31 protein-coding genes are annotated in these 26,199 nt (G+C 63.2%); 1 reads left to right on the top strand and 30 read right to left on the bottom strand.

Annotated features, from left to right (window positions below):
* Positions 1–378 carry an RNA-binding S4 domain-containing protein gene (locus E3T46_RS09330; RefSeq protein ID WP_134578333.1) on the top strand — a complete coding sequence of 126 codons (378 nt, stop codon included), beginning with the start codon at positions 1–3 and terminating at the stop codon, positions 376–378.
* Positions 379–438: 60 nt separating this feature from the next.
* Here E3T46_RS09330 and csrA read toward each other — a convergent pair whose 3' ends face one another.
* From csrA to E3T46_RS09180, 30 genes are all read right to left on the bottom strand, one after another.
* Complete coding sequence (csrA, locus tag E3T46_RS09325) at positions 439–759, bottom strand: carbon storage regulator CsrA (protein ID WP_134471734.1); 321 nt, start codon at positions 757–759, stop codon at positions 439–441.
* A 9-nt stretch (positions 760–768) separates the two neighbouring features.
* Positions 769–1,785 carry a hypothetical protein gene (locus E3T46_RS09320; RefSeq protein WP_134578332.1) on the bottom strand — a complete coding sequence of 339 codons (1,017 nt, stop codon included), beginning with the start codon at positions 1,783–1,785 and terminating at the stop codon, positions 769–771.
* Complete coding sequence (locus E3T46_RS09315; protein WP_241978855.1) at positions 1,760–3,784, bottom strand: flagellar biosynthesis protein FlhA; 2,025 nt, start codon at positions 3,782–3,784, stop codon at positions 1,760–1,762. The genes E3T46_RS09320 and E3T46_RS09315 overlap by 26 nt, the downstream gene beginning before the upstream one ends.
* A 28-nt stretch (positions 3,785–3,812) precedes the next feature.
* Positions 3,813–4,940, bottom strand: a complete 1,128-nt coding sequence (locus E3T46_RS09310; RefSeq protein ID WP_134578331.1) for an EscU/YscU/HrcU family type III secretion system export apparatus switch protein — start codon at positions 4,938–4,940, stop codon at positions 3,813–3,815.
* The gene (locus E3T46_RS09305) at positions 4,941–5,699 is read right to left on the bottom strand and encodes a flagellar biosynthetic protein FliR (RefSeq protein ID WP_134443143.1); all 759 of its coding nucleotides are present in this window, start codon (positions 5,697–5,699) and stop codon (positions 4,941–4,943) included.
* A gap of 18 nt (positions 5,700–5,717) precedes the next feature.
* The gene (gene fliQ, locus E3T46_RS09300) at positions 5,718–5,993 is read right to left on the bottom strand and encodes a flagellar biosynthesis protein FliQ (protein ID WP_134578330.1); all 276 of its coding nucleotides are present in this window, start codon (positions 5,991–5,993) and stop codon (positions 5,718–5,720) included.
* Positions 5,993–6,778 (bottom strand): flagellar type III secretion system pore protein FliP, encoded by a 786-nt coding sequence (gene fliP, locus E3T46_RS09295; protein ID WP_241980570.1) that lies wholly within the window; start codon positions 6,776–6,778, stop codon positions 5,993–5,995. Before fliP ends, fliQ begins: the two co-directional genes overlap by 1 nt.
* Positions 6,779–6,819: 41 nt before the next feature.
* Positions 6,820–7,281 (bottom strand): flagellar biosynthetic protein FliO, encoded by a 462-nt coding sequence (locus E3T46_RS09290; protein WP_134578329.1) that lies wholly within the window; start codon positions 7,279–7,281, stop codon positions 6,820–6,822.
* A gap of 3 nt (positions 7,282–7,284) precedes the next feature.
* Positions 7,285–8,034: a flagellar motor switch protein FliN gene (fliN, locus tag E3T46_RS09285; protein ID WP_166790231.1), complete on the bottom strand. Its 750-nt coding sequence runs from the start codon at positions 8,032–8,034 to the stop codon at positions 7,285–7,287.
* The gene (locus tag E3T46_RS09280) at positions 8,031–8,942 is read right to left on the bottom strand and encodes a flagellar motor switch protein FliM (RefSeq protein ID WP_241980568.1); all 912 of its coding nucleotides are present in this window, start codon (positions 8,940–8,942) and stop codon (positions 8,031–8,033) included. The genes fliN and E3T46_RS09280 overlap by 4 nt, the downstream gene beginning before the upstream one ends.
* A 49-nt stretch (positions 8,943–8,991) precedes the next feature.
* Entirely contained in the window at positions 8,992–9,786 is a 795-nt protein-coding gene (locus E3T46_RS09275) for a flagellar motor protein MotB (protein WP_241980566.1), read from the bottom strand.
* Entirely contained in the window at positions 9,783–10,604 is an 822-nt protein-coding gene (locus E3T46_RS09270) for a MotA/TolQ/ExbB proton channel family protein (RefSeq protein WP_134578328.1), read from the bottom strand. Before E3T46_RS09270 ends, E3T46_RS09275 begins: the two co-directional genes overlap by 4 nt.
* A complete protein-coding gene (locus E3T46_RS09265; protein ID WP_134443146.1) occupies positions 10,604–10,837 on the bottom strand; it encodes a flagellar FlbD family protein in 234 nt (77 codons plus the stop codon). Before E3T46_RS09265 ends, E3T46_RS09270 begins: the two co-directional genes overlap by 1 nt.
* A gap of 164 nt (positions 10,838–11,001) precedes the next feature.
* A complete protein-coding gene (locus E3T46_RS09260; protein WP_134471738.1) occupies positions 11,002–12,180 on the bottom strand; it encodes a flagellar hook protein FlgE in 1,179 nt (392 codons plus the stop codon).
* Between the two features lie 82 nt (positions 12,181–12,262).
* Positions 12,263–12,703: a flagellar hook capping FlgD N-terminal domain-containing protein gene (locus E3T46_RS09255; RefSeq protein WP_134578327.1), complete on the bottom strand. Its 441-nt coding sequence runs from the start codon at positions 12,701–12,703 to the stop codon at positions 12,263–12,265.
* Between the two features lie 9 nt (positions 12,704–12,712).
* The gene (locus E3T46_RS09250; protein WP_134578326.1) at positions 12,713–14,254 is read right to left on the bottom strand and encodes a flagellar hook-length control protein FliK; all 1,542 of its coding nucleotides are present in this window, start codon (positions 14,252–14,254) and stop codon (positions 12,713–12,715) included.
* Entirely contained in the window at positions 14,251–14,895 is a 645-nt protein-coding gene (locus tag E3T46_RS09245) for a C40 family peptidase (protein WP_134578325.1), read from the bottom strand. Before E3T46_RS09245 ends, E3T46_RS09250 begins: the two co-directional genes overlap by 4 nt.
* Positions 14,892–15,341, bottom strand: a complete 450-nt coding sequence (locus E3T46_RS09240) for a flagellar FliJ family protein (protein WP_134578324.1) — start codon at positions 15,339–15,341, stop codon at positions 14,892–14,894. Before E3T46_RS09240 ends, E3T46_RS09245 begins: the two co-directional genes overlap by 4 nt.
* Entirely contained in the window at positions 15,341–16,708 is a 1,368-nt protein-coding gene (locus tag E3T46_RS09235) for a FliI/YscN family ATPase (RefSeq protein ID WP_134578323.1), read from the bottom strand. The genes E3T46_RS09240 and E3T46_RS09235 overlap by 1 nt, the downstream gene beginning before the upstream one ends.
* A complete protein-coding gene (locus E3T46_RS09230) occupies positions 16,705–17,328 on the bottom strand; it encodes a FliH/SctL family protein (RefSeq protein WP_166790230.1) in 624 nt (207 codons plus the stop codon). Before E3T46_RS09230 ends, E3T46_RS09235 begins: the two co-directional genes overlap by 4 nt.
* Positions 17,318–18,394: a flagellar motor switch protein FliG gene (gene fliG, locus E3T46_RS09225; RefSeq protein ID WP_134578321.1), complete on the bottom strand. Its 1,077-nt coding sequence runs from the start codon at positions 18,392–18,394 to the stop codon at positions 17,318–17,320. Before fliG ends, E3T46_RS09230 begins: the two co-directional genes overlap by 11 nt.
* Positions 18,391–19,989: a flagellar basal-body MS-ring/collar protein FliF gene (gene fliF / locus E3T46_RS09220; protein ID WP_134578320.1), complete on the bottom strand. Its 1,599-nt coding sequence runs from the start codon at positions 19,987–19,989 to the stop codon at positions 18,391–18,393. The genes fliG and fliF overlap by 4 nt, the downstream gene beginning before the upstream one ends.
* The gene (fliE, locus tag E3T46_RS09215) at positions 19,989–20,303 is read right to left on the bottom strand and encodes a flagellar hook-basal body complex protein FliE (RefSeq protein WP_134471746.1); all 315 of its coding nucleotides are present in this window, start codon (positions 20,301–20,303) and stop codon (positions 19,989–19,991) included. The genes fliF and fliE overlap by 1 nt, the downstream gene beginning before the upstream one ends.
* Complete coding sequence (locus tag E3T46_RS09210) at positions 20,303–20,695, bottom strand: flagellar basal body rod C-terminal domain-containing protein (protein ID WP_134578319.1); 393 nt, start codon at positions 20,693–20,695, stop codon at positions 20,303–20,305. The genes fliE and E3T46_RS09210 overlap by 1 nt, the downstream gene beginning before the upstream one ends.
* Complete coding sequence (locus E3T46_RS09205; protein ID WP_134443157.1) at positions 20,695–21,036, bottom strand: flagellar basal body protein; 342 nt, start codon at positions 21,034–21,036, stop codon at positions 20,695–20,697. The genes E3T46_RS09210 and E3T46_RS09205 overlap by 1 nt, the downstream gene beginning before the upstream one ends.
* Before the next feature lie 188 nt (positions 21,037–21,224).
* On the bottom strand, positions 21,225–21,623 hold the full coding sequence (locus E3T46_RS09200; RefSeq protein WP_134578318.1) for a hypothetical protein: 399 nt from the start codon (positions 21,621–21,623) through the stop codon (positions 21,225–21,227).
* 37 nt (positions 21,624–21,660) lie between these two features.
* Positions 21,661–22,104, bottom strand: a complete 444-nt coding sequence (fliS, locus tag E3T46_RS09195; RefSeq protein WP_241980564.1) for a flagellar export chaperone FliS — start codon at positions 22,102–22,104, stop codon at positions 21,661–21,663.
* 134 nt (positions 22,105–22,238) lie between these two features.
* Positions 22,239–23,606 (bottom strand): flagellar filament capping protein FliD, encoded by a 1,368-nt coding sequence (fliD, locus tag E3T46_RS09190; protein WP_134578317.1) that lies wholly within the window; start codon positions 23,604–23,606, stop codon positions 22,239–22,241.
* A gap of 157 nt (positions 23,607–23,763) precedes the next feature.
* Positions 23,764–25,080, bottom strand: coding sequence for a flagellin (locus tag E3T46_RS18710; protein WP_134578316.1), 1,317 nt, complete (start codon positions 25,078–25,080; stop codon positions 23,764–23,766).
* 129 nt (positions 25,081–25,209) lie between these two features.
* Entirely contained in the window at positions 25,210–26,076 is an 867-nt protein-coding gene (locus E3T46_RS09180; RefSeq protein ID WP_134578315.1) for a sigma-70 family RNA polymerase sigma factor, read from the bottom strand.
* Positions 26,077–26,199: the final 123 nt, after the last annotated feature.

The raw sequence follows: 26,199 nt of genomic DNA, 5'->3' as shown, positions 1-26,199 counted from the left end.
ATGGAGCTCACTTCTGCCCGGGTCGACAGCTGGAGCTGGGGCGTTCGCCTGTTCAAGACGCGGTCCATGGCCACGACCGCCTGCCGCGCTGGGCATGTCAAGGTCAACGGTGACAAGGCCAAGGCCGCGCAGTCGCTGCATATCGGCGACGAGGTACGCGTGCGCACGGCCGGGTTCGACCGGGTGCTGATCGTGTCGCGCCTCGTGGTCAAGCGGGTCGGGGCCTCGCTCGCCGCCGAGTGTTACGTCGACCACACTCCCCCACCGCCGCCGCGCGAGGAGGTCGCGCTGGTGCCGATGCGAGATCGCGGCGCCGGGCGGCCGACCAAGCGCGAGCGCCGGGAAATCGACGAGCTGCGCGGGCACATCACCGAGTAACGGCATCACCGGATAACCGCGAAACAGACGCTGCGGTGCAGCTGATCCTGCAGGTGCTGGCTAATGCACCTGTGGCGGATGCGGAGCGGGCGTCTCCGCGGCCTCGAGCGGCACGGCGGGCGAAGCCTGGATCCGAACCGACTGAAGGGCGGCAAGCGACTTGAGGGAATTTTTGATGCGGTCTTCGGCGGCCGGGTCGACCTGGCTTGCGGCAACGTTGGCCTCTAACACCGCTCGAACAACTTCATCACGCTGGATTTTCAGGCCACGAGGGGCGTCCACCCCGATGCGGATGCTGTCGCCGCGTACGTCGAGCACGGAGATGACGATGTCGTCGCCGATGAGGATCTTCTCCCCGATTTTCCGTGTCAGAACGAGCATCCTTCAATCCTATCGTTCGAGGGTCGGGCGGCGCTGAATTGGACGGCCGCTCGCCCACCCCACAGGAATTCCCAAATAATCCACGGTCTGCGGGCTGCGAGTCAGTTCCTCGCCCATCACGACGATGGCGTCGATGCTCACGGCGGCGTCGACCATGGACACCCACTCCGCGGTGTCGTCAGGTTTGCGGGACGCGTCGACAACGGCCCAGACCTGGTCGGCCCCCAGCGCTCGCAGCGCGGCCGTGAGCCGATTGAGGTCCTGCGATTCCCACTGAAAAGCGATGAATACAACCTGATCGCGCCCGACTCCGCGTGCCCGCGCAGCCAGTGCCGCTCGGGAATCACTGACGCGGTCGACCCCAGTCAGTCCCGCACGACCTGCCGCATAGACTTCACTCGAGCCGCTGGAGTCTGCCATGGACCGGGCAGCCAGCAGCGCCGCGTCGTCCAGTGCTACGACAACCACCAGGTCGCCGGCGCCGGTGAGTGGAAAAGGCGCAACACGGCTGACGGGCGGTACAGCTGTCTCCGAAGTTGATTCTGACAATCGCTCGGCAAATGATGATCCCCTGGACGCAATGATCGGCTCATCGAACCGGGGCGTGGGCACGAATTCGTGATCCAGCCCCTCGCTATAGTCCGGTTGGTCCGGATCGTTGGTATCGAAGGTGAGCTCGTCCATGATCTCGGCAAATCGGTCGGTCTCAGTGGAGACATGCCGCGCGTTTGCTCGCTCCCCCCTCTTCGGCTCGATAACATCGCCCTCGTCCGCGTCATCGAGGAGTGCGGCAATACCGAGACGTTTCGGTAGATTCAGAATATCGTCGTCGATTTGCGACGTTGAATCGGGTCGGGGCACTTCGACGAGCACTTCGTAGGACTGGCGTGCAAAGAAACCACGGATTCCGCCGACAGTGATTCGTTCAGCGGAAATGATTCGCACATCCGGACCGTGAAGGGTGCGCGCCCGGTCGGTGACCTCGAGCAGCGTTGTACCTTTAAGCAGAAATCTGGCCGGTTCCACGAACCACTCCTACCGTCTCGATGGCGACATTGGCTGAGGTGACTTCTCCATAGGACAGCACAGGCAGGCCGCCTGCCTGCGCAGACACCATCCTGCGGATCGCGGGTCGAAGCGCCGGAGCGCAGACCAGAACCGCCGTCTGGCCGCTCGCTTCAACCGTTGCGACCTGTGACCGTACGGAGTCCAGAACGCCCTCAATGCGGTCCGGGTCCATGAGGATCTGTGTTCCTTGCTCAGAGGGTCGCAGGCCTTCCAACATGGCCTGTTCCAGTATCGGCTCGATCATGATGACGCGTAAAATTCCCGCATCGAGATACTGGGATGTGAGTGCCGGTCCTAGCGCTGCCCGGGCGGTCTCGATCAGCCCTTCCGGGTCGTTCGAAGCCTTGGCGCGCAGGGCGAGGGCTTCGTAAATGCGCGGCAGGTCGTTGATCGGAATCTGCTCACCGAGAAGCCCCTGCAGTACGCGCTGGATCTCGGCAAGAGAAAGCAGCCCAGGAATCAGGTCGTCGACGGCCGACGGGTTCACCTGCTTGACGCCATCGGTCAAAACTCGCACGTCTTCGCGCGTGAGAAGCCGATCCGCGTTGGTGGTGATGATCGACGAGAGGTGGGTGACGAGCACGGACACTCTGTCGATTACAGTCGCGCCGGTCATTTCGGCGCTGTGCCGCATCTCGCTGGGTACCCATTTGCCGGCAAGACCGAAGACCGGCTCCACCGTGGCGATTCCGGGCAGGCTCTCCAAGGCATCGCCCAGGGCCAGCACCCGGCCGGTTGGGGCCACCCCTCGCCCGTATTCCACTCCTGAGATGCGGATGACATAGGTCGAGGGTGGCAGCTCAATGCTGTCGCGGGTGCGCACGGGAGGAACAACGACACCAAGATCCATGGCGATTTTACGACGCAGGCCACGGACACGGGCCAGCAGGTCGTCCGATCCCCCCGACACGATATCGATGAGGTCGGGAGCAAGAAGGATTTCTAGTGCGTGTACACGCATCTGGGCGATGAGGTCTTCGGAGCTGTCGGTCTGCGGGGCCTGCGCCCCGACGACGGCGGCGGAATCCACCGCTGCCCGCGCGTTGCTGTCCTGGGCCTTCAATCGTTGGGCCACCAGGATGAGCGTGCCACCGACAAGGAGGAAAGGGAGCACGGGCATTCCCGGAATAATTGCCATCAGAATCGCCGCCGAGCCGGCGATCGTCAACGAGTGACGAGACTGAGTCAGCTGGGTGGTGGCCGTCGAGCCGATGTCGGACTCGGCATTCGATCGGGTGACAATCATACCGGTGGACACCGCCATCAGCAGCGCCGGAATCTGCGTGACCAGACCATCGCCGATGGTGAGTAGCGCGTAAGTCTCCAGCGCCTCCCCGACGCCCATTCCACGCTGCACCATGCCGATGGTGATTCCACCGATGAGGTTGATGATGATGATGACGATGCCAGCGATGGCATCTCCCTTGACGAACTTCGACGCTCCGTCCATGGCACCGTAGAAGTCCGCTTCGGCTGAGACTTCCGCGCGCCGGGCCTTGGCCTCGGAGTCCGTAATGAGACCGGCGTTGAGGTCGGCGTCGATCGCCATCTGCTTACCTGGCATGGCGTCGAGGGTGAATCGCGCTCCGACCTCGGCCACGCGCTCCGCTCCCTTGGTCACCACCACGAATTGAATGACAACGAGAATAAGGAAGACTACAGCGCCGATGATGATGGAGCCGCCGACAGCAACGTGACCGAAGGCCTCGATCACCTGGCCCGCGTATCCATCTCCCAGTACGAGGCGCGTGGATGCCACGTTGAGGCCAAGGCGAAAGAGAGTGGCCACGAGCAGCAGGGAGGGGAAGACCGAGAATTCCAGCGGCTTCTTCACGAACATGGTGGTCAGGAGGGTGACCAACGCGAGCATGATGTTCACGATGATGAGCACGTCGAGCAGCCCAGCCGGGATCGGCACGATGAGCAGCAGGATGATCCCCACCACTCCGACCGGCATGGCGATCTTCGCCAGATTCTTATTCACGTCAGTGCTCTCCGGATGGTGGGGCGGGTGGGGACGGCAGGGTGGAGGGGGATGACATCGTGTGCACTCCCGAAGCCGCGCCGCGCGACTTGAGCGCCATCACAAAAGCGAGAACACGCGCTACGGCATTGTACAGTTCAACAGGAATCTCCTGCCCGATCTCACATGCTGAGTGCAGCGCTCGAGCCAGCGGAATGTCACGCACGATCGGCACTTTGTCAGTTTCGGCCTGCTCTCGAATGCGGGTCGCAATATGCCCGGCCCCCTTGGCAACCACGCGTGGCGCCGAGCGGCCAGGCTCATACTTGAGTGCAACGGCCAGGTGGGTTGGGTTGACCATGACCACGTCCGAATCGGTCACGGCGGCGATCATTCGGTTTCGGCTCATCGCCAGTTGGCGGGCGCGACGCTGCGACTTGATCATCGGGTCACCTTCAGAGCTCTTGTGCTCGTCGGAGACCTCCTTTTTCGTCATGCGTGTCTTCTTGCGATTTCGACGCATGACGACGTAGATATCTGCCACGGCGAGAACGAGACCGGCGATGACCGCCGCCTGAATGAGCAACGCGGTACCCTCAGCGGCCACGTCGATGAGCTCGGTGAGGGGCAGTCCGCCACCGGTCATCAGCACCGGGATCATTCCCTGGATCACCAGGGTGAGTACGATGCCGACGACAGCGGTCTTGAGTAGGGCTTTGATGCCTTCCCACAGCGCCTGACCTCCGAAAACTCGACCCAGCCCCTTGACGAGTTGGAACTGCTCGTACTTTCCGGTGAATTTTTTGAAGTGGATGCCGCCCTGCAAGGCCGCGCTAGCAAGGACGGCAAACATGACCACACCGAAATACGGCGTCATGATGTACGCGAGTGAGGCAACGGCGTCTACGAGGACGACGACGGCTGCATCGGCGTCGGCGTAGAGAATCAGATCACGGATGCCCACGAATTGCTCGACGCCCGCATCGGCTGACCGCGAGATGGTGAACGGAAACATGACCGCCGCGGCACCGATGCCTACCCAGGCAGTCACGTCCTGCGACTTTCCAAGCTGGCCCTTCTCACGAACCTCCTTCATCCGCTTCTGCGTCGCCGGTTCCGTGCGCTCCCCGGAATTGCCGGGATCAGACATTCACCTCACCCCCAATAAGAACTCAGCGGCTTGACCAGTCAGAGTCGAGACGATACCGGGCAGAGCAATGAAGACGATCGATCCCAGGGTGAGAGTGAGGTAGATCTTAAGGGGAAACCCGAGCGCAAAAGCATTGAGTGCCGGCGAAACCCTGGTGATGAGGCCCAATCCCGCATCGGCGAGAAACAGCACGACTAATAGGGGTCCAGCAATCTGCACGGAGGCCAGGAACATCTGTGACACGGCACCGATCATGGCTTCGACCGGATCGGCAAGGTTCAGTCCACCGCCGAGAGGAATCGCCGTGAAGGTGCGCACGAGTCCACCGATTATCAACTGATAGCTGTCAGACGCGAACATCAGCCCGATCGCCGTCATGTGGAAGAGGCGGGTGAACTGGGCACCGTTCACCATGGACTGGGGGTCGAACCCCTGCGCCATAGAAAATCCGCCGAACATGTCGATCAGACCGCCGGCCACCTGGATGGCGGCAAAGATGATGAAGACCAGAATGCCGAGCACGGCCCCTACGACGACCTCGAGTACGAGCGCCCCAATGAACGCGGGCGTATCCAGCGTTTCATACCCGGTCGTGACGACCGGTGAAACGGCAAGGGCCAGTCCGAGCGCGAGCATCGCCTTGATCCGCAACGGAAATGCATTGAACGAAAATGGAGGCGCGATAACCAGAAAGGCGATCATCCGCACTCCGGCGAGCATGGTCGCCTCGATCATCGAGAAGTTGAGAACGAACTCCATGTCAGAAGGTGCCCACGGTCAGCCACCGCCGAGTAGCGCCGGTATCTTTTCGAACATGGCGTAGGTGAACGACACCGATTCTGCGATCATCCAGTGACCGGTGACCAGCAGGGCCAGGGCGACCGCGACGGCCTTCGGGACGAAGGACAGTGTCACCTCCTGAATCTGGGTGATGGATTGCAGGAGGGAGATGCCGAAGCCCACGACGAGGGCCGTGATCAGGATGGGTGCTGAAAGTTTGGCCGCCAGGATGAGACCCTGAAGCCCGATGTCGAGAACCGCGTTGGTATCCATCAGCCGGTCCGGTAACTGCCCACGAGCGTTGTGATGATCAGGCCCCAGCCATCGACCAGAATGAACAGCAGAATCTTGAATGGCAGCGAGATCATCACGGGCGGGAGCATCATCATACCCATCGACATGAGCGCGGCCGCCACCACGATGTCGATGACCAGAAAGGGAATGAAGATGACAAACCCGATGATGAAGGCGGCTCGCAACTCCGAGATCATGAACGCGGGAATAAGCGTAAGCAGGGGAACCGAGGCGGCATCCTCAGGATTCGCCTGGTTGGCCGCTCTGGTCATGAGCGCGAGATCTTCTTCGCGGGTGTTGCCGAGCATGAATTGCCGCAGCGGGTCGGACGCAGCAGCCAACCCGTCGGTGAACGACATCGTCCCTTCCAAATAGGGGCCGACCGCGAGAACGTTGATGTCCGTCAGCACCGGCGCCATGATGAACAGCGACACGAAAAGCGCCAGCCCGGCGAGCACCTGGTTCGGCGGGATCGACGGCAGCGCGAGAGCGTTACGCGTCATAGCGAGAACTACGAAAATCTTCGTGAACGACGTCATCATGAGCAACAGTGCCGGGGCAACCGAGAGCAGGGTGATGCCGACAAGGGTCACGATCGACGAAGACGGCCCACCGTTCGGCCCGTTGATATCAATCGTGAAGCCGTCGGTCCCACCGGAATCATCCGGCATGAGCGGATGGATGGGTTGCGCTTCAGCCCCGGTTGCTGACACCAGAACGATTGCCGCGGCAACGATCAACACAGCGATCAGTCGTACGGTCAAAGGAATGGACCTCCTTCCACGCGCGTCGACGCTGGTCACGCTCACCGGCGGTGTCGCAGTGCATCGACGGCCTGCGTCCAGGTGGCCGGTGAGAGAATCGATCCCGCGAGGCGCGCCGGCGGCGCAGACACGTCGCTTTCACGGGGCGCGAGCGAGACGGGCGTCGGCGGCTCAATTGAAACGGCCCGCAAAACACGAGCGAATGCCGAACCGTTGGCGCCCTCGACCGCAGCTTCTGCGGGCTCCGGCGCGGGCGGGGACGTCGCGCTCGACAGCACGGTCACTGACTGCTCGGTCACGCCCAGCACGAGTCGTTGCCCCTCGACATCGACGACGACAACGGATGCCTTCTGCCCGACGCCGTGACGCCCCACGATGGTCACTGCCTGCGCGATACCGGCCCTCCGACTCCCCCGCGACAGACGTCGCTGGATGTACCAGAGCAAGCCAAGCACGACGGCAAGGGACAGAATAACGCGGACTGCAACTATAAGGGTGTCCACCTACTAGGCACCCTCATGGATATCAAGGATCCTGGTGATGCGCACGGCGTAGTCCTGGTCCACGACGACGATCTCCCCATGGGCGATCAAACGACCGTTCAGCAGCACGTCCGCAGGAGCTCCCGCCGAGCGATCCAGTTCGATGACGGCTCCCGGTTCCAAAGACAACACGTCGCGCACCGCCATCTTGGTGCGGCCGATTTCCACGGTCATGGTCATCTCCACGTTGTTGATGCGGCCGATCTTTCCACCGGAGAGATCTGCAGAAGGCCGGGAAACACCATTCGAGGACCCGTTGGCGCGCATGCGGAGGGCGAACCATCCGCTCACGGTTATGCCGTCCGTGAGCTCATAGACGGTTGTCTCGGCATCGGCAAAAAGCGCCGCGGCATCTTCGATGGTGCTGTCGCCGAGCACGCCGACACCAAAGACAGTGGCCGCACTCTCGAGGGCGGGCCGCACGACATCGGCGCGTGACACGAGGCTCGTTTGCGGACCTGCGGCTGCATCAAGGGAATTCGGGTCGGCCAGCACCAGGGCGAGATCCGCGGAGGTCGACCCGACGAAGCGGGCAACGATGGCCTGGCCGACTTGCTCGGGAAAGGTACCGTCGGTGTCGGGACCGGTGGCCAACCGACCGTCGATGAGCATCCGCTCGCCCACATACGCAACGGGGCGCAAGCGCACCGGAGTGGGAAGGGATTGAACTAACGCGCCAACCGCCTGGGCATGCATGAGGTCGGTGGTGATCATGGGCGTTTCTCCTCGGATTCAATGATGATGCACGCCAGTCGGGACCCATTGGCCCCCATGGCGGCGCGGGCCAGCACGTGATCGTCAACCACGATGTCCAGCGGGCGATGTTGCGGGTGCGGTATGGGAATCAAATCGCCCAGGGTCATGGTGAGAATGCGCTGTGGCAAGACCTGGGCAGGAACGAGGCGCAGCGCGACAGTGACGGGCACGGCAGAGACCTGGGCCAACACGAGTTCCTGGGCATCCGCTGTGTTGCTCGTGGGATTGGCCTCACCGAGTTGCGGCATGATGGCCACGGCGGGAATGGCGACCGTGGCCAGCGAGGTAATCTCGCCGACACGGATATTGAATTTGGAGACGATCATGAGGTCACCGGTCGCGGCCGCCTGGGCAAACTGGGAGTTGTACTGAATCGTGTCGACGGTCATCGCGGCTGTGATCAGGGAACCGAGGGAGTACTTTAGGTCTTCCAGTGCCTCAGTCATCAGCTGCCGAAGCAGTGCCTGCTCGATCTGGGTGAACTTGCGCTCTTCGACCGGTCGTCCACCGGCGGTCCCGCCCAGCATATGCCCCACCCATGCCAGGGCTGCAGCCGTCGGAAACTGGATGACAGCGCGGGGCGTCAGGCCCTCCAAACTGAACAGCACCATGGCTGTCGTAGAGGGCAGACTCGCTGCGTACTCGTCGTAGGTCTGCATGAGTACCTGTTCGCAGGTAACCGAAGACAAAACCCGCACCCGCGCGGTGAGCTGGGTGCCCCATTGCCGAGCGAAGGTCTCGAAAACCAGTTCCAGCGCACGCGAATGCTCTCGCGGCAACGTGCGCGGCCGCCGAAAATCGTACACCTCAACGTCGGGCGCCTGCATTCCCGGCGCACCAATAGAGTTCTGTTCCTTGACCGTCACATTGGCCACTATCGGCCGCTCGAACCACGGCGTAAGCAGACTGTCGAGATTATTGCGACTCAATGACCGTAGGAATCAGGGCACGAATGTTCTCGGGCTGGTCGGACATCACCACCAGGTCGACACGGCGGTTCGCTGCGGAATCGCCGGTCGAAGCGAGAAGCGTGGCGGGCCGGGACGAACCGAAGCCGACTGCCGAGATAAGCGCGGGGGTGACCCCACCGGATTCAACCACGTAACGCAATACCGCTGTCGCTCGGCCGCCGGAGAGTTCCCAGTCGGTTTCGAAGTTCACGTTCACGCCGCGCGGGTCGGCATGCCCCTCAACCGAAATCTCCCGAGCCGACACGGCGAGCGCAGGCGAGATGGCATTGAGCACCTGCACCGCCTGATCGCTGAGGCGGGCGAGATTGGGTTCAAAAAAAGTTTCCGAGCCGATCATTCCCACTGTGAGTCCGCGCTCGTCGATGTTGAAATCGATGAGATGGCTGAGGTTTTGGGCGTCGAGAGCGGCGCGCATCTGTTCGCGCAGTTCAATAAGGCGATCGACTTCGGCCATGGCTTTTTGGATATCGCTGAGCTCGGCATGCTCTGCAGCGATGATCTCCGCCACCGAGGCGTTACCGACAGCCACGTCCATTTTCTCGATGTCTTCGTTGCCAAATCCGGTTGCCAGTGATTCGCGCAGCATTTCGAATTTTTGCTCGTCTACGGTCGACATGGCAAAGAGAACGATGAACATGCACATGAGGACCGTGACCATGTCCATGTACGAGGCCATCCAACGCTCGTCGGGATGTTCGTCTTCAACGTGGGCGACAGGCCGACGACGACGCGTATTCACGCGCTCATCAGGACGTCATCAACTTCGGCGGGATCTGGCTCATCGTTCTTTTTGCCGCGAACGCGCCGCACCGGTGCGGCTGGCACCATAGATTGCAAACGCTCGCCGAGAAGACGCGGCTGACTACCGGCCTGAATGGCCAGGGACCCTTCCATAAGCAGCGTGAGCCGTTCAATATCAAGGTCAGACAATCGCTTGAGTCGCATGCCGATCGGTAGCCACATAAAGTTTGCCGACAGCAATCCCCACAGGGTAGCCACGAAGGCAGCGGCGATCATGTGACCGAGCTCATCTGGCTCGGACAGGTTCTCGAGCACGTGGGTCAACGAGACGACGGTGCCGATAATGCCGACAGTGGGGGCATACCCGCCCAGGCCCATGTAGAACTTGCTCGCGATCCGATCCCGAGCCCCTCGGGTAGCGATTTCATCTTCAAGCGTATTGCGTAACTCTTCATTGTCGATGCCGTCCGCAATATTGCGCAGTGCACTTTTCAAAAATGGGTCTTTAACACTGTCGGCCGCCTGCTCCAGTGAGAGCAGGCCGTTCATTCGTGCCGCCTCAGCCAATTCGACGATCTCATCGATAACAGTTTGCGGAGCCGTAATCTTTCCACGAAAGGCTCCCGGAAGCGCCTGAAAGGCCTGGAGAGCGTCGCGCAGGGTTCCACTGGCAATACCGATGGCCAAGGTCGCGCCGAAGACCAGAACGATCGGTCCGGGAAGCAATAGTGACGAGACCTGTGCGCCCTCGACGGTGATCATTGCATACAGTGCGCCGAAGGCGACTATTATGCCGATAAGTGTTGCGGGATCCATCAAGACTCTTTCGGGGCTCGGGGCTGGTAGACCGTTTCGGGGTCATAGGCCAGGGCAATAACGCGGGCCCGATAGTGGGCAATGGCTTCGATGACGTCGTGCATGGATTCAGTGACGATGTACATGGCACCGTCGAGCATCACGAGCGTGGTGTCAGGATTCTCGGTGATGCGCTCGATGAGATCGGGATTGATAGCGAAATGACTGTCATTGAGCTTGGTGAGAATGATCATGAGACCTCCGGACGAGACGCACGAAGGGCAACGTCACGGTCAACAATCGGCCGAGCGAGTGCATCCGTTAGCTCGGCGAACGCCCTGTTTATGCAGGGAATGCCGCCATCGTGGTGATGGCGGCATTCTGCGCGATTCCGGGTGTGTTCTGCCCCCGTAGCGGGTTAGCGTTTGAGGTTGGTGAGTTCCTGGAGCACTTCGTCCGAGGTGGTGATGATACGGGCATTCGCCTGGAACCCGCGCTGGGCGACGATGAGGTTGGTGAACTCCTGCGACAGGTCGACATTCGACATTTCGAGGGCGCCGGCCGTGAGCGAACCGAGACCGCCGGCGGTCGGGATCCCGAGGTCGGGCAGGCCCGAGTTGAATGTGGCGCGGTAGCCTGACGCGCCGGACTTTTCGAGGCCGCCGGGGTTGATGAAGCTGGCGAGAGCGATTCGACCGATGGACTGCGTGCCGCCGTTGCTGAACAAGCCGACGAGCGAGCCGTCCTTTCCGAGACGGAAGGATTCGAGGGAACCGGCCGCCTGGCCGTTCTGGGTATTCACGGCCACCGAGGTGAGGTTGGCGTAGCCGGTGAGGGTCGACATATCAAAGCTCACCCCATCGGCAACGATCACTGCGGTCGTGGGTGCCTGCAGTACTCCATCGGTGAAATCAAGCCTCACATCAGTGGCACCGTCCGAAGAGACATCCCAATCTTCACTGGGATCAGCAGCAACTTTTGTGAATGTTAGCGCAATAGTTCGGGACGCACCGGCAGCATCAAACACTTCGATGTCACGAATAATCTGGGTGCCACTCGCAGCATCAGAGGGGAGGTTGCCACCCATCGAGGCCGTGCTCGTTGCTGAAGCCGCGATGACCTGCTGGAACGGAAGCGTGATGCTTCCCGTTGCGCCACCCTCCGTGATCACACCGTCGACGGCGTTCCAGCCCTGAACCAGTGCGCCGTCAGGTGCTACGAGGCGACCCTGGGCGTCGAAGTCGAAAGCACCGGCACGGCTGTACAGCGTCTCGTTACCGAGCTGGGTCACGAAGAAACCTTCACCCGAGATCATGATGTCGGTGGCGCGTCCGGTGAGCTGAGCTGAACCCTGGGAGAAGTTGGTCGAGATTCCCGCGACCTGCACACCGAGGCCGACCTGGGCGGGGTTGGTTCCACCGACTTGGGCCTGCGGGGCGCCGGCACCCTGGTTGAGCTGCGACAGTGTGTCCTGAAACTGCACTGCCGAGCTCTTGAACGCGGCGGTGTTGACGTTCGCGATGTTGTTGCCCGTGACGTCGAGCATGGTCTGGTGGGCGCGAAGTCCGGAAATTCCGGAGTACAGGGAACGAAGCACGGGGTGCCGCCTTTCAGTCGTTGGAACAGAAGTGAAGTGGTGGTGCGAAATTCAAGGGGCTGTAGCTGGTCGTGCGGGGGGCTCAGGCCGCGTCGGTCGCTGGCGCAGAGGTGACGCCGGAGATGGTGTCGAGGGCAACGGACTTGTCGCCAACCGTCACCTGCGGAACCGGACCGGCGTAGGACACGGCGGTGGCCGTTCCGGTCATCTCGGTGCCGTCAGAAGCGGTGTAGGCCACTTGCTGTCCGATCAGGGCGGCAGCGGCGATCCGCATCTGCAGGGAGAAGTTCTCTTGGTTGGTTGCCGTCATCTCCGTAATCTTTTCCATCATCGCCAACTGGGTGGTCTGAGCGAGCATCTCGTTGGTGTCCATCGGCGAGCTCGGGTCCTGGTTCTGCAGCTGCGTGACGAGCAGCGACATGAACACCTCCGAGTCCATGCTCTGGCTGGGAGTGCGAGTGGTCTCGGTCGTGAGGTCGATCGGGGTGTAGGCCGAGTTGCCCACAATGGAGGTGATGGTCATGAGGGCTCCTTAAGCCAGTACGTCGATGGTTGATGTCGGTCCGAATAGGGCGGACGGCAGGGTGCGAATGGAGGAGGTGCGCGGGGCATCCGCTTCTGATCCGCCTGGGCGGCGCTCGCCCGGCCGGTCATCTCCAGGACCGCGATCGGTGTGTTCCGGTTCATTCTCTGAAGAGAGGTCGAGTTGGGCGTTCGCTCCGAAACCGGAAACGTCGCGACGCAGATCGGGCAAGAGCGCGCGCAGGGCTTCCCGAGACTGCTCGGTCGGCGCGAAGAGCTCGAGTCGCATTCCGTCGGGCGTGATGTGGGCCCGAACCGTGAGCGGCCCCAGGTTCTCGGGGGTGACCTTCACCACCATGGTGTGCTCACCCGGTGCCACGCCCACGAGGGTGAACAGCGCCCGAGTGACCTGCGCGGCCAAAGCGGGCGGCTGGGGAGCGGTTGCTGCAACCGGTGCGACCGCGGTCGCGGCTGACAGGGAGGCGGGTGCAGGCATGACAACCGCGACGTTCGCCGCAGGTGCCGTCGACGGCGCCGTAACGGCGTCGCCGCCGATCAACGGAACAGCGGTGGTCACCGCTGCACCGGTAGCTGTCGCGAGCACGGGCGGCACTGTTGCCGACGCGGTCGACGTGTCGCGTGCTGGTGCTGGAGCGACGGGAGCGTCAGGGTTGACGGCCAGCGCCGGCGCCGAGCCAGCGAGTAGCGCAGCGGTAGCAGCAGCAGCAGCAGCAGCAGTCGATGCCGGGGTCGGCACTGCAGCGCCAAATGCCTTGCCGGTCTGGTCGCCACCACGAGTGGTGGCCATCGGCACCGCAGCACGAACGGCAGGCGCGGTTGCGGCCAACGTTGCCACGGCGGTTCCTCCGCCCGTCGCCTGGGTCGCGTCGGCGCCTTCAGCAGTCGTCAGAACGGATGCCCCACTCGCATCGGCACGAGTATCCGTGGGCGCGACGGCAGCGCGCTCCGACATCTCCGGCACGTCGAGCGCCTGGAGCGACGTGGACGACGACGCCGGCGGGATCAGGGCCGAGTTCTTTGCGTCTACCTCATCGGCCACGGGCAGCGGGAAAGCAGCCTGTACGGATGCCGGCTCAGGCTCGGCAATACGCGCCGCCAGTGAGTTCGTCGGTGCCTCAGAGACCGGCGCGGCCCCACCGGTGCTGTCGGACGGTTCGTTCTCAGCAGACTCCAATCGTGCGCGGTCGGCCGATCTTTCTCCCCGTTCCGCCGCTCGTACGTGCGTCACTGCGGCCGTCTCCGACGCCGCCGAGCGCTGGCTGCGCATCGAATCGGATGCCGCAGCGCGCGCGGTGTAGGCATCGCTCGTCAAGCGCTCGCGCACTGCCACCGCGTTTCGGGTAGCCAAGGCCTGCTGCTGGTGCACATCACGACGTGAGGCCTGGGCGGTCTCCACGGCATCGCGCATCGCCGTTCCGAATATCTCGCCCCCACCCGTTTTCGGCTCGTTCCGACCGAGGGTACTGGGCGCCGTCGACGATCCCGCTGGCACGGCCGACTGGCGGAGCAGTCCAAGCTGGTTGTTCATCATGCTCCATTCCGGGCGAGCGCTGCCAGCGCCGCCGTGACGATATCTGTGCTGGCGCCCCTCGAGGAGGCGGCAACCGCGGTCGCCTCAGCGGGTACGACCCGGCGGATTGTGGTGATCTGGGCATCCGTCATGTACGCGTCGACGAGCGACACAGAACGGCCGGGATACGGCGCGTGAATGACCTTGTTATCGCCGGCATAGATGAGAATGTGGTCGCCACCGCCGGTGACGATGAGGTCACCCGGTCGGGCCTCGGCCAGGGATGCGACCTCGGTGCCGATCGTCATCTGCCCGGAGACCAGTCGTGGAACCTCGATTCCGAGGTCTGCAAAGACCTTCTGCACGAGTCCCGAACAGTCCATACCCGAAGCGTCTTCACCGCCGAACACGTAGGGCACTCCGAGGTACTTCTGGGCGGCCGCGGCCACGTCACTTCCGACCACAGCGGCGGGATTTGCAACGGTTGAACCCGCCGTCGCTCCCGACGTCGCCATCGCGTCAGAGAGGCTCGAGGCGAACGTCGTGGCCGAGGCGCTCGTCGCCGGCGCAGCAGCCTGGGCGCGCACATTCTGTCCCTGTGCGAGCTGCAAGAGGCGGGCCTGGATTTGATCGATTCGCCCCATGGCGTCAACCATGCTCATGCGTCTCTCCCTTCGGTCTCGGATTCGGTTCGGTCTCGGTGCCAACGCGTTGCCGAGATCTCGTCGAGCACGGCCTGCTCATCGCGCAGGTCTTCAGCACGCACAGCCTCGGTGTGGCGAACCTCGAGCTTTTCCAAGGCAATGGAAGCGGCTCGGGCGGTGGCGAATGCGGCCTGTGCGCTCGCCAATGCGGTGGCATGGGTGCGGCCCAGGGCATCAAGGTCGGCGAGCATGCTGCGCGACGATGCTCGCGCGGCCGCAAGAGCGTTGAGACCCCTGACGTTGGTGGGGTTGCCGAGGGAGCCGTGCAACTGCTCGCGCGTGCGGGCGCGCCGGTCCTCCAGCAGGCGAGATCGGTGGTGGGCTTCGGCGAGCTCGCCCGCAGCGCGGTCTTGCTCCAGGTGGCGCAGGCGTAGCAGTCCGGCCAGGGGAAAAAGTCGTTGCATCAACGCATCCCCAGGATTCCGGTGAGCTGCCCGAGTCGGTCCCAGGCGATAGCCGCCGGCGTTTGGTCATCCATTCGCTGTTGCAGAAACGCGTTGATGGCGCTCTCGTGCATGACAGCAGCGTCAACGAGCGGGTTGGTGCCGGGCTGATAGGCACCGACGTCGAGCAGGTCCTGGGCGTTGCTCCGTGCCGCCAGAACCTGACGCAGCTGCGCGGCCAGCTGCGTTCGCTCGCTCGGGTTCACCTTGGACGCCACTCGAGAGATCGACGCCAACACGTCGATCGCCGGAAAATGACCGGCCACGGCGAGTTTGCGGTCGAGCACGACGTGTCCGTCGAGAATTGACCGAGCAGCGTCGGCAATGGGCTCGTTGTGGTCGTCGCCGTCGACGAGCACCGAATAGATTCCCGTAATCGAACCGGTCTCGGCCGTTCCCGCCCGCTCGAGGAGTCGCGCCAGCACGGAGAACGTCGACGGTGGATAGCCGCGCGTGGCGGGTGGCTCGCCGACGGAGAGACCGATTTCACGTTGCGCCATAGCAACCCGGGTGATGGAATCCATCATGAGCATGACGTGGGCACCCTGGTCACGAAAGGACTCAGCTATACGTGTTGCTGTGAACGCTGCACGCAAACGCATCATGGCCGGTTCGTCGGAGGTGGAGACAACCACAATCGACCGGGCGAGGCCCTCAGCGCCGAGGTCGTCTTCGAGAAACTCGCGTACTTCACGGCCACGCTCGCCGACCAGGGCGATCACCGACACTTCGGCCTCGGTGCCGCGCGCAATCATCGACAGAAGTGAAGACTTTCCCACTCCGGAACCCGCAAAAAGACCCAGACGTTGTCCACGACCCACCGTTGTGAGGGTATCGAGCGCGCGCACTCCAAGATGCAACGGAGTGTCGATGCGAGTGCGGTGCATAACCGAGGGACTGCGATTGTCGAAACCCACCCGCGGCCCACTCACGAGCGGTCCCCTGCCGTCAATCGGCCGGCCGAGACCATCCAGTACCCGACCAAAGAGTCCCGTACCGGTCGGAATGCGCTGCGGATTGCCGGCCGACCGTGCGGCGGAGCCAACCGTGAGACCGGTGGTGACTCCCAGCGGCATGCAGCGGATGCCCTCCCGCGTGATCGCAACCACTTCAGCATCAACCCCGGTGTCGTCCCCGAGCACGACAAAGTCGCCGATGGCGGCACGGATGCCACGAACCTCGACACCGAGCCCGACCAAGGTCGAAACCACTCCCAGGCGTTCCGGGCGAGCGAGAGTCGACGCCGTCGCTACGCGCAGGCGTGGTTGCCAACCGTCGCCGCGATCCACAGTGACGGCGGAGCGATTCGAAAGTGTAGTCGCGGTCATCGAGGCAACCCGGCGAGGAGCGTGGACTTCACCCGAGCGAAAGCGGTGCCGATTCGGGCGTCGAGAATGCCGTCGGGAAACTCGGCGATCGCATCGCCGCGCGCCAGAGCCGAGTCGGCGATGAAGGTGACGCCCGTTGCCAGACGGTCCTTCGGTTCGATGTCGGCGAGGTCGGCGGGGTGCATACGCACCGTGTGCAGGTCGGCGTATTCGATGTTCTCGAGGTCGTTGAGCACTCGATCGAGTGCCTGACGAGCGCCGTCGAAACCGGTCGAAGCGAGCTCGGTCGCAAGCACCGCCTCCGCGAGATCGACGGCGGCAACGATGAGCATGCTCTCGGCCTCGGACAGGATCGGAAACACCGTTGCCGAAATAGCTCGGCTCGCTACGGCCAGTGCCGCAACCCGGGTGGCCAGCTGCTGCTCGATGTCCACCAACGCGGCTCGTTGTTCCGCCCGCGCGAATTCCGCCTGGGCGGCGACTTCCACGGCTGCGGCTCGCAGTCCTTCCGTGTACCCCGCTGCATGTCCGCGGGCATGATCGAGCGCGGCCTGGTCGACGTCGATCTTGGCCGACAGCTCGGGAAAGGACAGACTGGAGAAGGCACCGTTAGTTCTCAAAGATCTCCTCCTCCCCGCGTTGCACGGTGATGAGGCCCTGGGCCTCAAGGCTGCGGATGGCGCGCACGATCTCGGCACGGGCATCGTCGATCTGACGCATGCGGATCGTTCCGGGTCGGCTGGCTTCGTCATCGAGGATGCTGCGGTTGCGCTCCGAGAGGTTCGCGCGGATGACCTCGACGACGGCCTCGGGTGCACCCTTCATTGCGATCGAGAGCATCTTCGTATCGAGACCACGCAGAACCTTCTGCACGTCCCTGCTGTCGAGCTTGATGATGTCGACGAAGGTGAGCATGTGGGAGCGCACTTCGACGGCAAGTTCGGGGTCACGCAGGTCGAGGGCTTCGAGCAGAGCACGTTCCGTGGCGACATCGGTACGGTTGATAATCTCGACCAGGGGCTGAACGCCGCCGGCAACCTCGAGGGCTTCACGGGAGCCGACGAAGGAACCAGCCCGGAGCTTGAGGATATCGGTGACGGTGCGCACGGCTTCCGGTGCCGCGCTGCCCATGCTCGCGATACTCAGGGCCACTTCAGTGCGGAGTTCAGGGTCCATGCCGCTGAAGACCGCGGAAGCCTGCTCACGCCGCAAATGAGCCAGCACGAGGGCAATTGTTTGTGGCAACTCGCCGTCGAGTAGTGACAGTACTTGGCTGGGGTCGGCGGCGTCGAGAAATTCAAAGGCCTTGCCGGCCATCGATGTGGCGACCCGGGTCATCACGCCGGCGGCGCGCTCCGCACCGAACGATGCCTCGAGCAGACCCACGGCGAAATCGTGACCACCACGGGCGAGCTGCCCACCCGCCACGGTGATGCCGTGGAATTCATTGATGGTCGACGCCGCGACAACTCCGTCGATGCGGCTGAGTTGCACGATCTCGGCGGCGATCGCCTCGGCCTCGACGTCAGAGAACTGCTTCATGACCGACGTGGCCCGAGTGCGCTCCATATTGAGCAGCACGACGGCTACTTTCTGGCTGCCGGTGAGATTCGGCGTTGCCGCCACGAACGCTGCTATCGCAACGGTCTCGTCGGTAGCAGAGTCGGCGACTACCTGCCCGGTCATACGAGTTCCCGATCGTCCATGAGTCGTCGCAGATATTCTGCGGTTTTCTGCGGGTCGCGCAGGGCAAGTTCGTCGATATCGGCGCGTTGCTGATCGGTTATCGATGGTTCACGCTTGATGGCGGCAAGAACTGGGGTCGGGTCCGGCAGAAGATCACCGCTGCCCAGGCTGAGTGCCACGGTCGGCGCCCCGACGGCGCCCCGTTCGCCGGCGAGGTCGCCGATGTCGAGGCTTTCGCGGCTCATCCGCTTGGAACGTCGTGCGTAGATCACGAGACCGGCGACAATGGCCAGCAGAATTGACACAGCAATGATGCCCACGGTCACCATCTGGACCAGTCGGGCTGACGCCTCGGCTGCGGTCCCCTCGGCAATGGCCGCGGCGGCAGCGTCGGCCGCGGTCGTGTCGAAGGCGATCGCCTCGACCGTGACGGCGTCGCCGCGGATCACGTCGATACCGGCCGCCGTCGAAACAAGGGCAGTGAGGTCGGCGAGGTTGACGTTGGCGGCCGCGTCGGCATTGATCGCCACCGACACCGTCTGGCGGGTGACAGCACCGGCGGGAATGGTCCGCGATTCGGTGACCTTGTTGATGGCGTTGTCGCGCACGCTTGACTCCGACGCAAAGGTGCCGTCACCGGTTGCACCGTCAGGCACGGCGATATTGTCCGGCCCGAGAACGCCGGCGGCGCCTCCCCCGGTACCGGCGTACGTTTCGGTGTCGACCGTCTCGGTGAGCGCCGGTGCATCCTCAGGGGTCGTGAACACCTCCTCAACGCGCGAGGCCGACTCCGTACTCATGTCGGCCGTCACGACGACGGTCGCGTTACCGGCCCCGACAACCCGGTTCAGCATGGTCTGCACGGCCCCGCTCACACGGGTTTCGTAGTCAGAGGCCTGCTGGCCGGCCGTACCGGTGGCTCCTACGCCTACGGCCGACAACACGGTTCCGGCAGCGTCGACGACGGCTACGTCCGACGACTTCATGCCGTCGATCGACGCACTGGTGAGGTGAACAATGGCCTGCACCTGGCTGCTGCTGAGGGTCACACCGCTCTTGGTCTGCACAAAGACGGATGCCGTCGGGTCGTTGGTCTCCGAGACGAACACGCTGGCCTCAGGAATCGCCAGACGCACCGAGGCAGTCTGTACGCCGTCGAGGGAGCTGATGGTGCGGGCCAGCTCGCCCTCGATGGCGCGCTTGTAGGTAACCGACTGTTGGAATTCCGACGAGGTCACACCCATCGTGTCGAGGAGGGAGTATCCCCCCGTGCTGTCCGACGGGAGGCCGGCAGCAGCGCTCTTGAGTCGCTGGTCGTAGACGTCAGCCTCGGGCACCAGAATGGTCGCTCCGCCGTCGCTGAGTTCATAGGGTACGCCGTCAGTACTCAGTTGTTCGACGATGGTGCTCGCGTCTGCACCGCTCAGCCCGGAGAACAGCGGCGTGTAGTTGGGCTTGACCGCCCACATCGCTAATGCTGCAATTCCCAGCACGAGAACGGCAATGCCGATGATGGCAACCGTGCGCTGGGCGACGGTGAATTCGCGGATAGCGCGCCCGAAACGGCCGAAGGCGGCGGAGATCGGAGCGGGCATCAGGCCTGCATCCGCATAATCTCAGTGAAGGCATCGACGCCCTTATTGCGGATGGCCGAGACCAGTTCGAGAGTCACCTGGGCCCGCGAACTGGCAATGGTGGCGTTGTGAATGTCGTTGAGGTCGCCCGTGACGGCCGAGATGGCGAGCGTGTTGGAGGTCGATTGCAGCTGCTGCAGCCCCTCCATGGCCCCACCGAGAGTGCTGGCAAAATCTGAGCCATCGGTCGACTGCGTGTTCTGGGCGCTGGTGACGGAGGGCAGATACCCGGTGCCGGTAGTCGCTGTGACCATGTTGACGGCGCTGAGCGGCATTAGGAACGACCAATCTGAAGAGCTGATTCATACATTGTCTTGGCGCGGTCGACTACGGCCGCATTCGCTTGGTAGCCCCGCTGGGCCATGATGAGCATGCCCATCTGTTCTCCGAGATCCACGTCGGGATATCGCACGTAACCGGCCTCATCGGCGAGCGGATGGTCGGGCTGGAAGACCACGCGCCCCGCTGCATCGCCGTACACCGTGCCCGCCACATAGGCCCCCTCGCTGTTCTGGCCCTGCTGGGCGAGAATGTACCGCGCTTGAAAGGCGTCGTCGTCCATGGCGGATACGTTGTTCGCGTTGGCCATGTTGTCGGAAACCGCGTCGAGCCATTTGCGGTGCAGGGTGAGGCCCGAGCCCGCGATTCCGATCGCGTCGAACGTCATCAGTTGGTCTTGATCGCTGTTCGCAGGGAGGTGAATGGGCCTTCCACGGCCCGGGCAGCAAATTGATAGCGCAGAACGGTATCGACGTTACTGAGCGTCTCGGTATCGAGGTTCACGTTGTTGCCGTTGAGGCGGGTGGGCTCGAGCGAGCGCTCGGTCGTTGGCGCGACTCGACCACTGCCATCTTCCACTGAGCGGGCCAAGGCACTCTCAAAGGTCACACGCTGGGCATGGTAGTCCGGCGTGTTCACATTGGCGATATTGCTGGCGATAGCACGCTGCCGCATGGCCAAGCCGTCAAGCGCACTAGCCATGGCTGAGGATGTCACGGATTCAAGCACGGAGACTCACTTCGTCGTCAAAAAATCGGCGGCCTGTCCGTGGCCTGCATGTTCGAGCGTTCCATGCTCGAAAAAACCTATCGGCCGACTACGACACTGCGTTAGGAGTTCTCCGAGAAAAGGCAAAACAGATATTCGACTGGTTCAGTCGGGATCGTCACACACCAAGCGAATCAGTGCCGGCCGAGTCAGCTGGTCACATCCACGTAGATGGACTGCCCGGTTCCCTGTTGCACCGTACGTACCGCAGCGAGGTGCAGAGCGATCGCCGATCGGGCCTGGTGAATCTCGCCGATCAGCTTCTGTTGGTTGATGAGCACGTCGCGGGCACGCTCGACCAACTCCGCAGGAATCTGGCCTAATTCGGCCAACGGAAGCTTCCATTCGACTGACGGTGTCGGAGCGGCCAATTCTTCAGCGGCCGCGGCGGTCACCACGGCGGTCACCGTAGCCAGCCGACCGAGCGTTGCCGTGCGGGAGGCCCGATCAAGGCCAGACTCCATCTGCTCGAGCACCAGCAACCAGTTGCGGTGTTCCGGGGAATCGACCGGGCTGATCTCGACGATGGCTTCCACGTCATTGACCACGGTTGGCGCTTTTGGTTGCTGGTGCGCTGCCGCGTGGTTAGCCAATTCCGAGGTCCCCGCCGGGAACGACGGTGCGCGATGGCGCGTCGGCGAGCAGATCGGCGGCCTCATGCCAGGTCTGGCGCAGCGGTTCGAGCAGGGCGATGCTCTCTCGGGTGCGGCGCACGTCGCGCAGAGTGTTGGCACCCATCAGTGCGTTGGAGACGTAGGTGTACAGGGCGAACAGGCCGGCTCCCCCATTCCATGCCTCAACCTTGAGGGTAGAGGCCAGCTCAGAGACAATGGCCTGGGCGTGAATGAGGTTGTTCGACGCCGTCGCCCAATCCTCGGCGAGCTGCGCTGACTCCGCCCGATTGAGGTCGAGCAGCAGTCGGTCATATAGCATGGTGAGCAGGCGCGCCGGGCTGGCCGAGAGCACGGCGTCGCGGGTATACCGGGCGCGTTGACTGCGCGCAGCATCTGACAGACCTGGAGTAGGCACGGGGCGCGCACCGAATGACAACTGAGCCACTGGTCGCGGCACGACGGGCAACGGCGTTGGCTGTGCCGGGCGTGGAACGGGCGTCACCATGCGAAACGGGTTGCGCTGAAAGAGTGGATGCGACACGGCTTAGATCACTTGCCCGAGTTGTAGCTGGGCAGTGAGGCGATCTGCGACGTGAGCCAGTCTTGCTGCGAGTTGAGAGCACTCAGCTGCACTTCAAGAGCGGAGTACGTGCGCTCCAGGCCCGAGCGACGCGAGGCGAGTCGCAGGTCCCAGTTCTCGATCTGGCTGCCGAGGTCTTTGACCATGGATTCCTGGCCGGTGATGCGCGAGGTGATCTGGCCGTCGTACTTGTCCGAAGCGGACTTGGCGGCCGCTTCAACCCTGCTGGCGATCTCGGTGAGCGTTGCCTGCACGGCCTCGGGGTCGGCGATCAAGGCGGCCGAGAACTTCGCCGAGTCGAACTCCATGGTGCCATTGCGGGTGATGCTGATGCCGATCTCCGAGGGAGACCTGCCGTTCACGGGCATCGATGCGGCCAGGAGTAGGCGCTGGCCGACATCGCGCACGCTGCTGTCGCCGGTGAAGACGCCGCCCGAGACGATGGGATTGCCACCGCTGTCGGTGCTGTTCACCACAGCACTCTTGGTGGAGATGTTGGCAAACACCGTGTTGAGCGAGCTCACCAGGGTCTCGGCGATCTTGCTGGCCCCCGAGGTGTTGCGGGCTACGGTGAGGGAGATCGGGTCGGTCGACGCCCCGCTCACGGTGACCGAGACACCGGGAAGCAGGTTCTCGAAATTATTTGTCGATGACGTGATGGTCTGCGCGGCCGAAGTGCCGGCCCAGAGCGTCACCGCTGCGTCTTCTGCGGTACGAGTGGTGGTGAGACCGGTCATTGCAGGGTCTGTCGTGGCAGCTGTGCCATTGGTCGGCTGTGTAATGGTGAAAGCGCTGGCGGCGCCCGTGCTCGTCGCCGTGAACTGCAGACGAAACTGCGGCACGCCATCGACGGTACCGGCCGACACCTTGACCGCTTTGACGCCGGCGTCGGCCGAGTTGACCGCCGCGACGACGTCGTCGAGGTTGCCCGAGCTCGCACCGATGAAGGTCGACCCGCCCGAGGCGCTGGTGATGGTGAAGTTGGCCCCCGGCCAGGAGGGCATGGCGTCGGAGACCGAGACCTGACTCTGCGCCGTGCGGTCGACGACGATGTCGATTTGGCTCGCGCTCGCGCCCGTGGCCACGGTAGCGGTGAGTTTGCTGGAGCTGCTGCTGGCGGAGAAGAGATCGAGCGAATCGCTCTTGGCGGCTGTGGCTGCGGTTGTGGCGAGGCTCGCAACGGCGGAGTTCAGCCCCTGCAGGGCAGTGATGAAGGTCTGTGACTCGGAGACTTTGCTCTTGAGCAGCGACTGAGGCACGGCCTCGAGCTGCATGAGCGAGTTGATGAGGGACGTGGTGTCCAGACCGCTGACAAGGCCGTCGATGGCAAGCGACATGCTGGCTCCTTTTGAGCTGCTGAGGCAAAGCGTGCGGCCCGGTGTCGAGCCCGTTCGGGGTGGTGAGAACCGGTGGTACCGCAACACGCGTCGCGGTACCACCGGGTATGGTCGCGCGGGGCGACCGATGCAATTAGCTCAGACTGAGCCGGACGGTTTACTGCAGGAGCTGCAGCACGCCCTGGTTGGACTGGTTCGCCTGCGCGAGCATGGCGGTACCGGCCTGGGCCAGGATGTTGGCGCGGGTGAAGTTGACCATTTCGGAAGCCATGTCGGTGTCGCGAATGCGCGAACCGGCAGCGGTGAGGTTTTCCTTCGAGACGGCCAGGTTCTTGATGACGCTCTCGAAGCGGTTCTGGTACGCACCGAGCTCGGCACGGGCCGTGGAGACGGCCGTGATCTGGGCGTCGATCGCGGAGATGGACGCCTGAGCGTTCGCTGCGGTGTCGAAGCCCAGCAGAATCGCGGTCCTCGATTCAACGCCACCGGTTTGAGCCGTTCCGTTCTGCGTGGTTGTGGTCTGGGTTGTTGCTTCCAGGTGTTCAGCGGTTCGCAAGCTGATGGCAATGGCCCGTGTGCTGGTAGGGTCGTTTGCCTCGGTCGCTATGTCTCGTGCTGTGACTACCAGCGATGTCGAGGTAACGGTTCCGGTAGCATCGCGGACTTCGCTGTAGTCTGCCGTGTAAGAACCGGCAAAGTCTGCGTCCGCATTGAGCGCTGCAGCGAGCTCCTCCTTGTTTGTGATGTCGGTGTCGATCCCGACGGATATTGTGGTGTTGCCGGTCGTGAAGAGCAGTTCGGCAGTTCCAACATGCGCAGCGACCGCTGGTGTTGTCTTTGCGGCAACAGCAAATGTGGGGTCACCCAGAATGGTAGCTGTGTTGACATCGAGTCGGGTTGTGGACAGGGTATCGCCGAGCTCAGTGCCGAACTTGAGCGCGTCCGACACCAGACCGATATCGCTGGAGGCGAGGCTAACCCCGATCTGGCTGGCCGAATTTCCATCCGCGCCGACCTGGAAGTTCAAAACGCTGGTCGGGTTTGCCGTGGTGGCACCATCCAACAGCTTGGTGCCGTTGAAGTTCGTCGAGTCCTTGATGCGCACGAGCTCTGCGTTCAGGGCAACGACCTCAGTGGTGATCGCGTCACGCGACTGCTCGCTGTTCGAGTCGTTACCGGCCTGAACGGCAAGGTCACGCATACGCTGCAGAATGGAGGTGACCTCGTTGAGCGAGCCTTCTGCGGTCTGCAGAACGCTGATGCCGTCCTGGGCGTTACGGGCGGCGACGGTGAGGCCACCAACCTGCGACTTGAGGCCTTCCGAGATGGCCAGGCCGGCCGCGTCATCGGCAGCGCGGTTGATGCGCAGGCCGCTGGAGAGCTTTTCGAGCGACTTGCTCAGGTCGTTCTGGGTGTTGCTGAGGTTGCGGTACGCGTTGTTGGCGACCAGGTTGGTGTTGACTTGCATGCCCATGATGAATCCTCCGTGAGTGGGTTTCGGTACGCGGGCCCATCCATGGGCCTGCGTTCGTAGCTATCGACCCTCGCGGAGCATCCGTTAGCAGACTGCAGAAACTCGCGGAGAAATTCTGATGCCGGCCGGCTACGAGGCGACGCTTTTGTATTCGAGTTCGCGGGCATCCGCTGCCCGGGCGATATCGCCATTCGCCGTCGCGGCAAGCCGAGCGAGGTAGGCAGCCCGGCGCGCCGGCGCAATGCGGGACTGCGGCACGTGAATGGCCTCGGCATCGTCGGCATAATGGGTGCCCAGCCCGTCGCGCAGCAGACGAATACCCTCGGCGCGCGTCTGGGAGACGGCGGAGTGGGTGGTGCCGAGGTCGGCGGCGATGTCTTTGACCGAGCGGTCTTCGAAGTAGACCTGTTCGATCACTCGGCGCATGCTGTCGGGCAGGGCCGCAACGGATGCCCGCAGGTAGACGGACTGCTCTTCGGCCAGCAGTGCCTCTTCGGGCAGCATAATGTCGGCCACGATGAGATCGATAGTTGTCTCGTCGAGGGTAGAGACGGTGCGGGCGGCATCGGTGAGGCCGGCCACGGCGGTGTCCCGATCCACTCCGAGGGCGGAGGCGATCTCGTCGATGCTGGGCTTGCGGCCGAGAGCGGCCGAAAGCGCCTCTTGTGCGCCCATTGTTTCTTTGATGCGGCGACGGGCGGAGCGGCTGGCCCAGTCGCTTGAGCGCATCTCATCGGCGAAGGCACCGATGATGCGTCGGCGGGCGAAAGCGCCGAAGGGGATGCCAAGGGCCGGGTTGAAGGAATCCGCCGATGTGATCAAGGCGACAGACCCGGCCGAGGCGAGGTCGTCCCGGGACAGGTGCCGGGCTTTAGCCCAGACCTCAGAGACCAAGTAGCCGACCAGGGGCAGGTTCTCGACCACCAGGCGGTTCCGCTCGTTGCGGTTGAGACGCGGGGCGGGCGGTTGGACGCGCGCGTCGCCTGCGGTACTCATATGCCGATCCCCCGGGTGTTCAGAATTCGCCTGCGCTCTCGCCAGTGACACACGAGGTGACAGCGTCGTCTGGTAGCGCACAGGACCCCCTGTATTTGGGGCTGACTTCGAGCGAATCGACCT

Source organism: Cryobacterium sp. Hh11, from assembly GCF_004404045.1.
Taxonomy (GTDB): Bacteria; Actinomycetota; Actinomycetes; order Actinomycetales; family Microbacteriaceae; genus Cryobacterium; species Cryobacterium levicorallinum.
The sequence above is the reverse complement of the archived record's forward strand: the minus strand, read 5'-3'. Positions and strand labels throughout refer to the sequence as shown.

Coding starts and splice junctions, on each gene's coding strand:
- E3T46_RS09330 (WP_134578333.1), top strand. CDS start 1: ATGGAGCTCACTTCTGCCCGGGTCGACAGCTGGAGCTGGGGCGTTCGC.
- csrA (WP_134471734.1), bottom strand. CDS start 759: ATGCTCGTTCTGACACGGAAAATCGGGGAGAAGATCCTCATCGGCGAC.
- E3T46_RS09315 (WP_241978855.1), bottom strand. CDS start 3,784: ATGCCGGTCGGAGTGGTGGGGATCATCCTGCTGCTCATCGTGCCGATC.
- E3T46_RS09310 (WP_134578331.1), bottom strand. CDS start 4,940: ATGTCTGATCCCGGCAATTCCGGGGAGCGCACGGAACCGGCGACGCAG.
- E3T46_RS09305 (WP_134443143.1), bottom strand. CDS start 5,699: ATGGAGTTCGTTCTCAACTTCTCGATGATCGAGGCGACCATGCTCGCC.
- fliQ (WP_134578330.1), bottom strand. CDS start 5,993: ATGGATACCAACGCGGTTCTCGACATCGGGCTTCAGGGTCTCATCCTG.
- fliN (WP_166790231.1), bottom strand. CDS start 8,034: ATGATCACCACCGACCTCATGCATGCCCAGGCGGTTGGCGCGTTAGTT.
- E3T46_RS09270 (WP_134578328.1), bottom strand. CDS start 10,604: ATGGATCCCGCAACACTTATCGGCATAATAGTCGCCTTCGGCGCACTG.
- E3T46_RS09265 (WP_134443146.1), bottom strand. CDS start 10,837: ATGATCATTCTCACCAAGCTCAATGACAGTCATTTCGCTATCAATCCC.
- E3T46_RS09255 (WP_134578327.1), bottom strand. CDS start 12,703: ATGACCATCACCTCCATTGTGGGCAACTCGGCCTACACCCCGATCGAC.
- E3T46_RS09250 (WP_134578326.1), bottom strand. CDS start 14,254: ATGATGAACAACCAGCTTGGACTGCTCCGCCAGTCGGCCGTGCCAGCG.
- E3T46_RS09245 (WP_134578325.1), bottom strand. CDS start 14,895: ATGAGCATGGTTGACGCCATGGGGCGAATCGATCAAATCCAGGCCCGC.
- E3T46_RS09240 (WP_134578324.1), bottom strand. CDS start 15,341: ATGCAACGACTTTTTCCCCTGGCCGGACTGCTACGCCTGCGCCACCTG.
- E3T46_RS09235 (WP_134578323.1), bottom strand. CDS start 16,708: ATGACCGCGACTACACTTTCGAATCGCTCCGCCGTCACTGTGGATCGC.
- fliG (WP_134578321.1), bottom strand. CDS start 18,394: ATGACCGGGCAGGTAGTCGCCGACTCTGCTACCGACGAGACCGTTGCG.
- fliF (WP_134578320.1), bottom strand. CDS start 19,989: ATGCCCGCTCCGATCTCCGCCGCCTTCGGCCGTTTCGGGCGCGCTATC.
- fliE (WP_134471746.1), bottom strand. CDS start 20,303: ATGCCGCTCAGCGCCGTCAACATGGTCACAGCGACTACCGGCACCGGG.
- E3T46_RS09210 (WP_134578319.1), bottom strand. CDS start 20,695: ATGACGTTCGACGCGATCGGAATCGCGGGCTCGGGCCTCACCCTGCAC.
- fliD (WP_134578317.1), bottom strand. CDS start 23,606: ATGTCGCTTGCCATCGACGGCCTTGTCAGCGGTCTGGACACCACGTCC.
- E3T46_RS18710 (WP_134578316.1), bottom strand. CDS start 25,080: ATGGGCATGCAAGTCAACACCAACCTGGTCGCCAACAACGCGTACCGC.
- E3T46_RS09180 (WP_134578315.1), bottom strand. CDS start 26,076: ATGAGTACCGCAGGCGACGCGCGCGTCCAACCGCCCGCCCCGCGTCTC.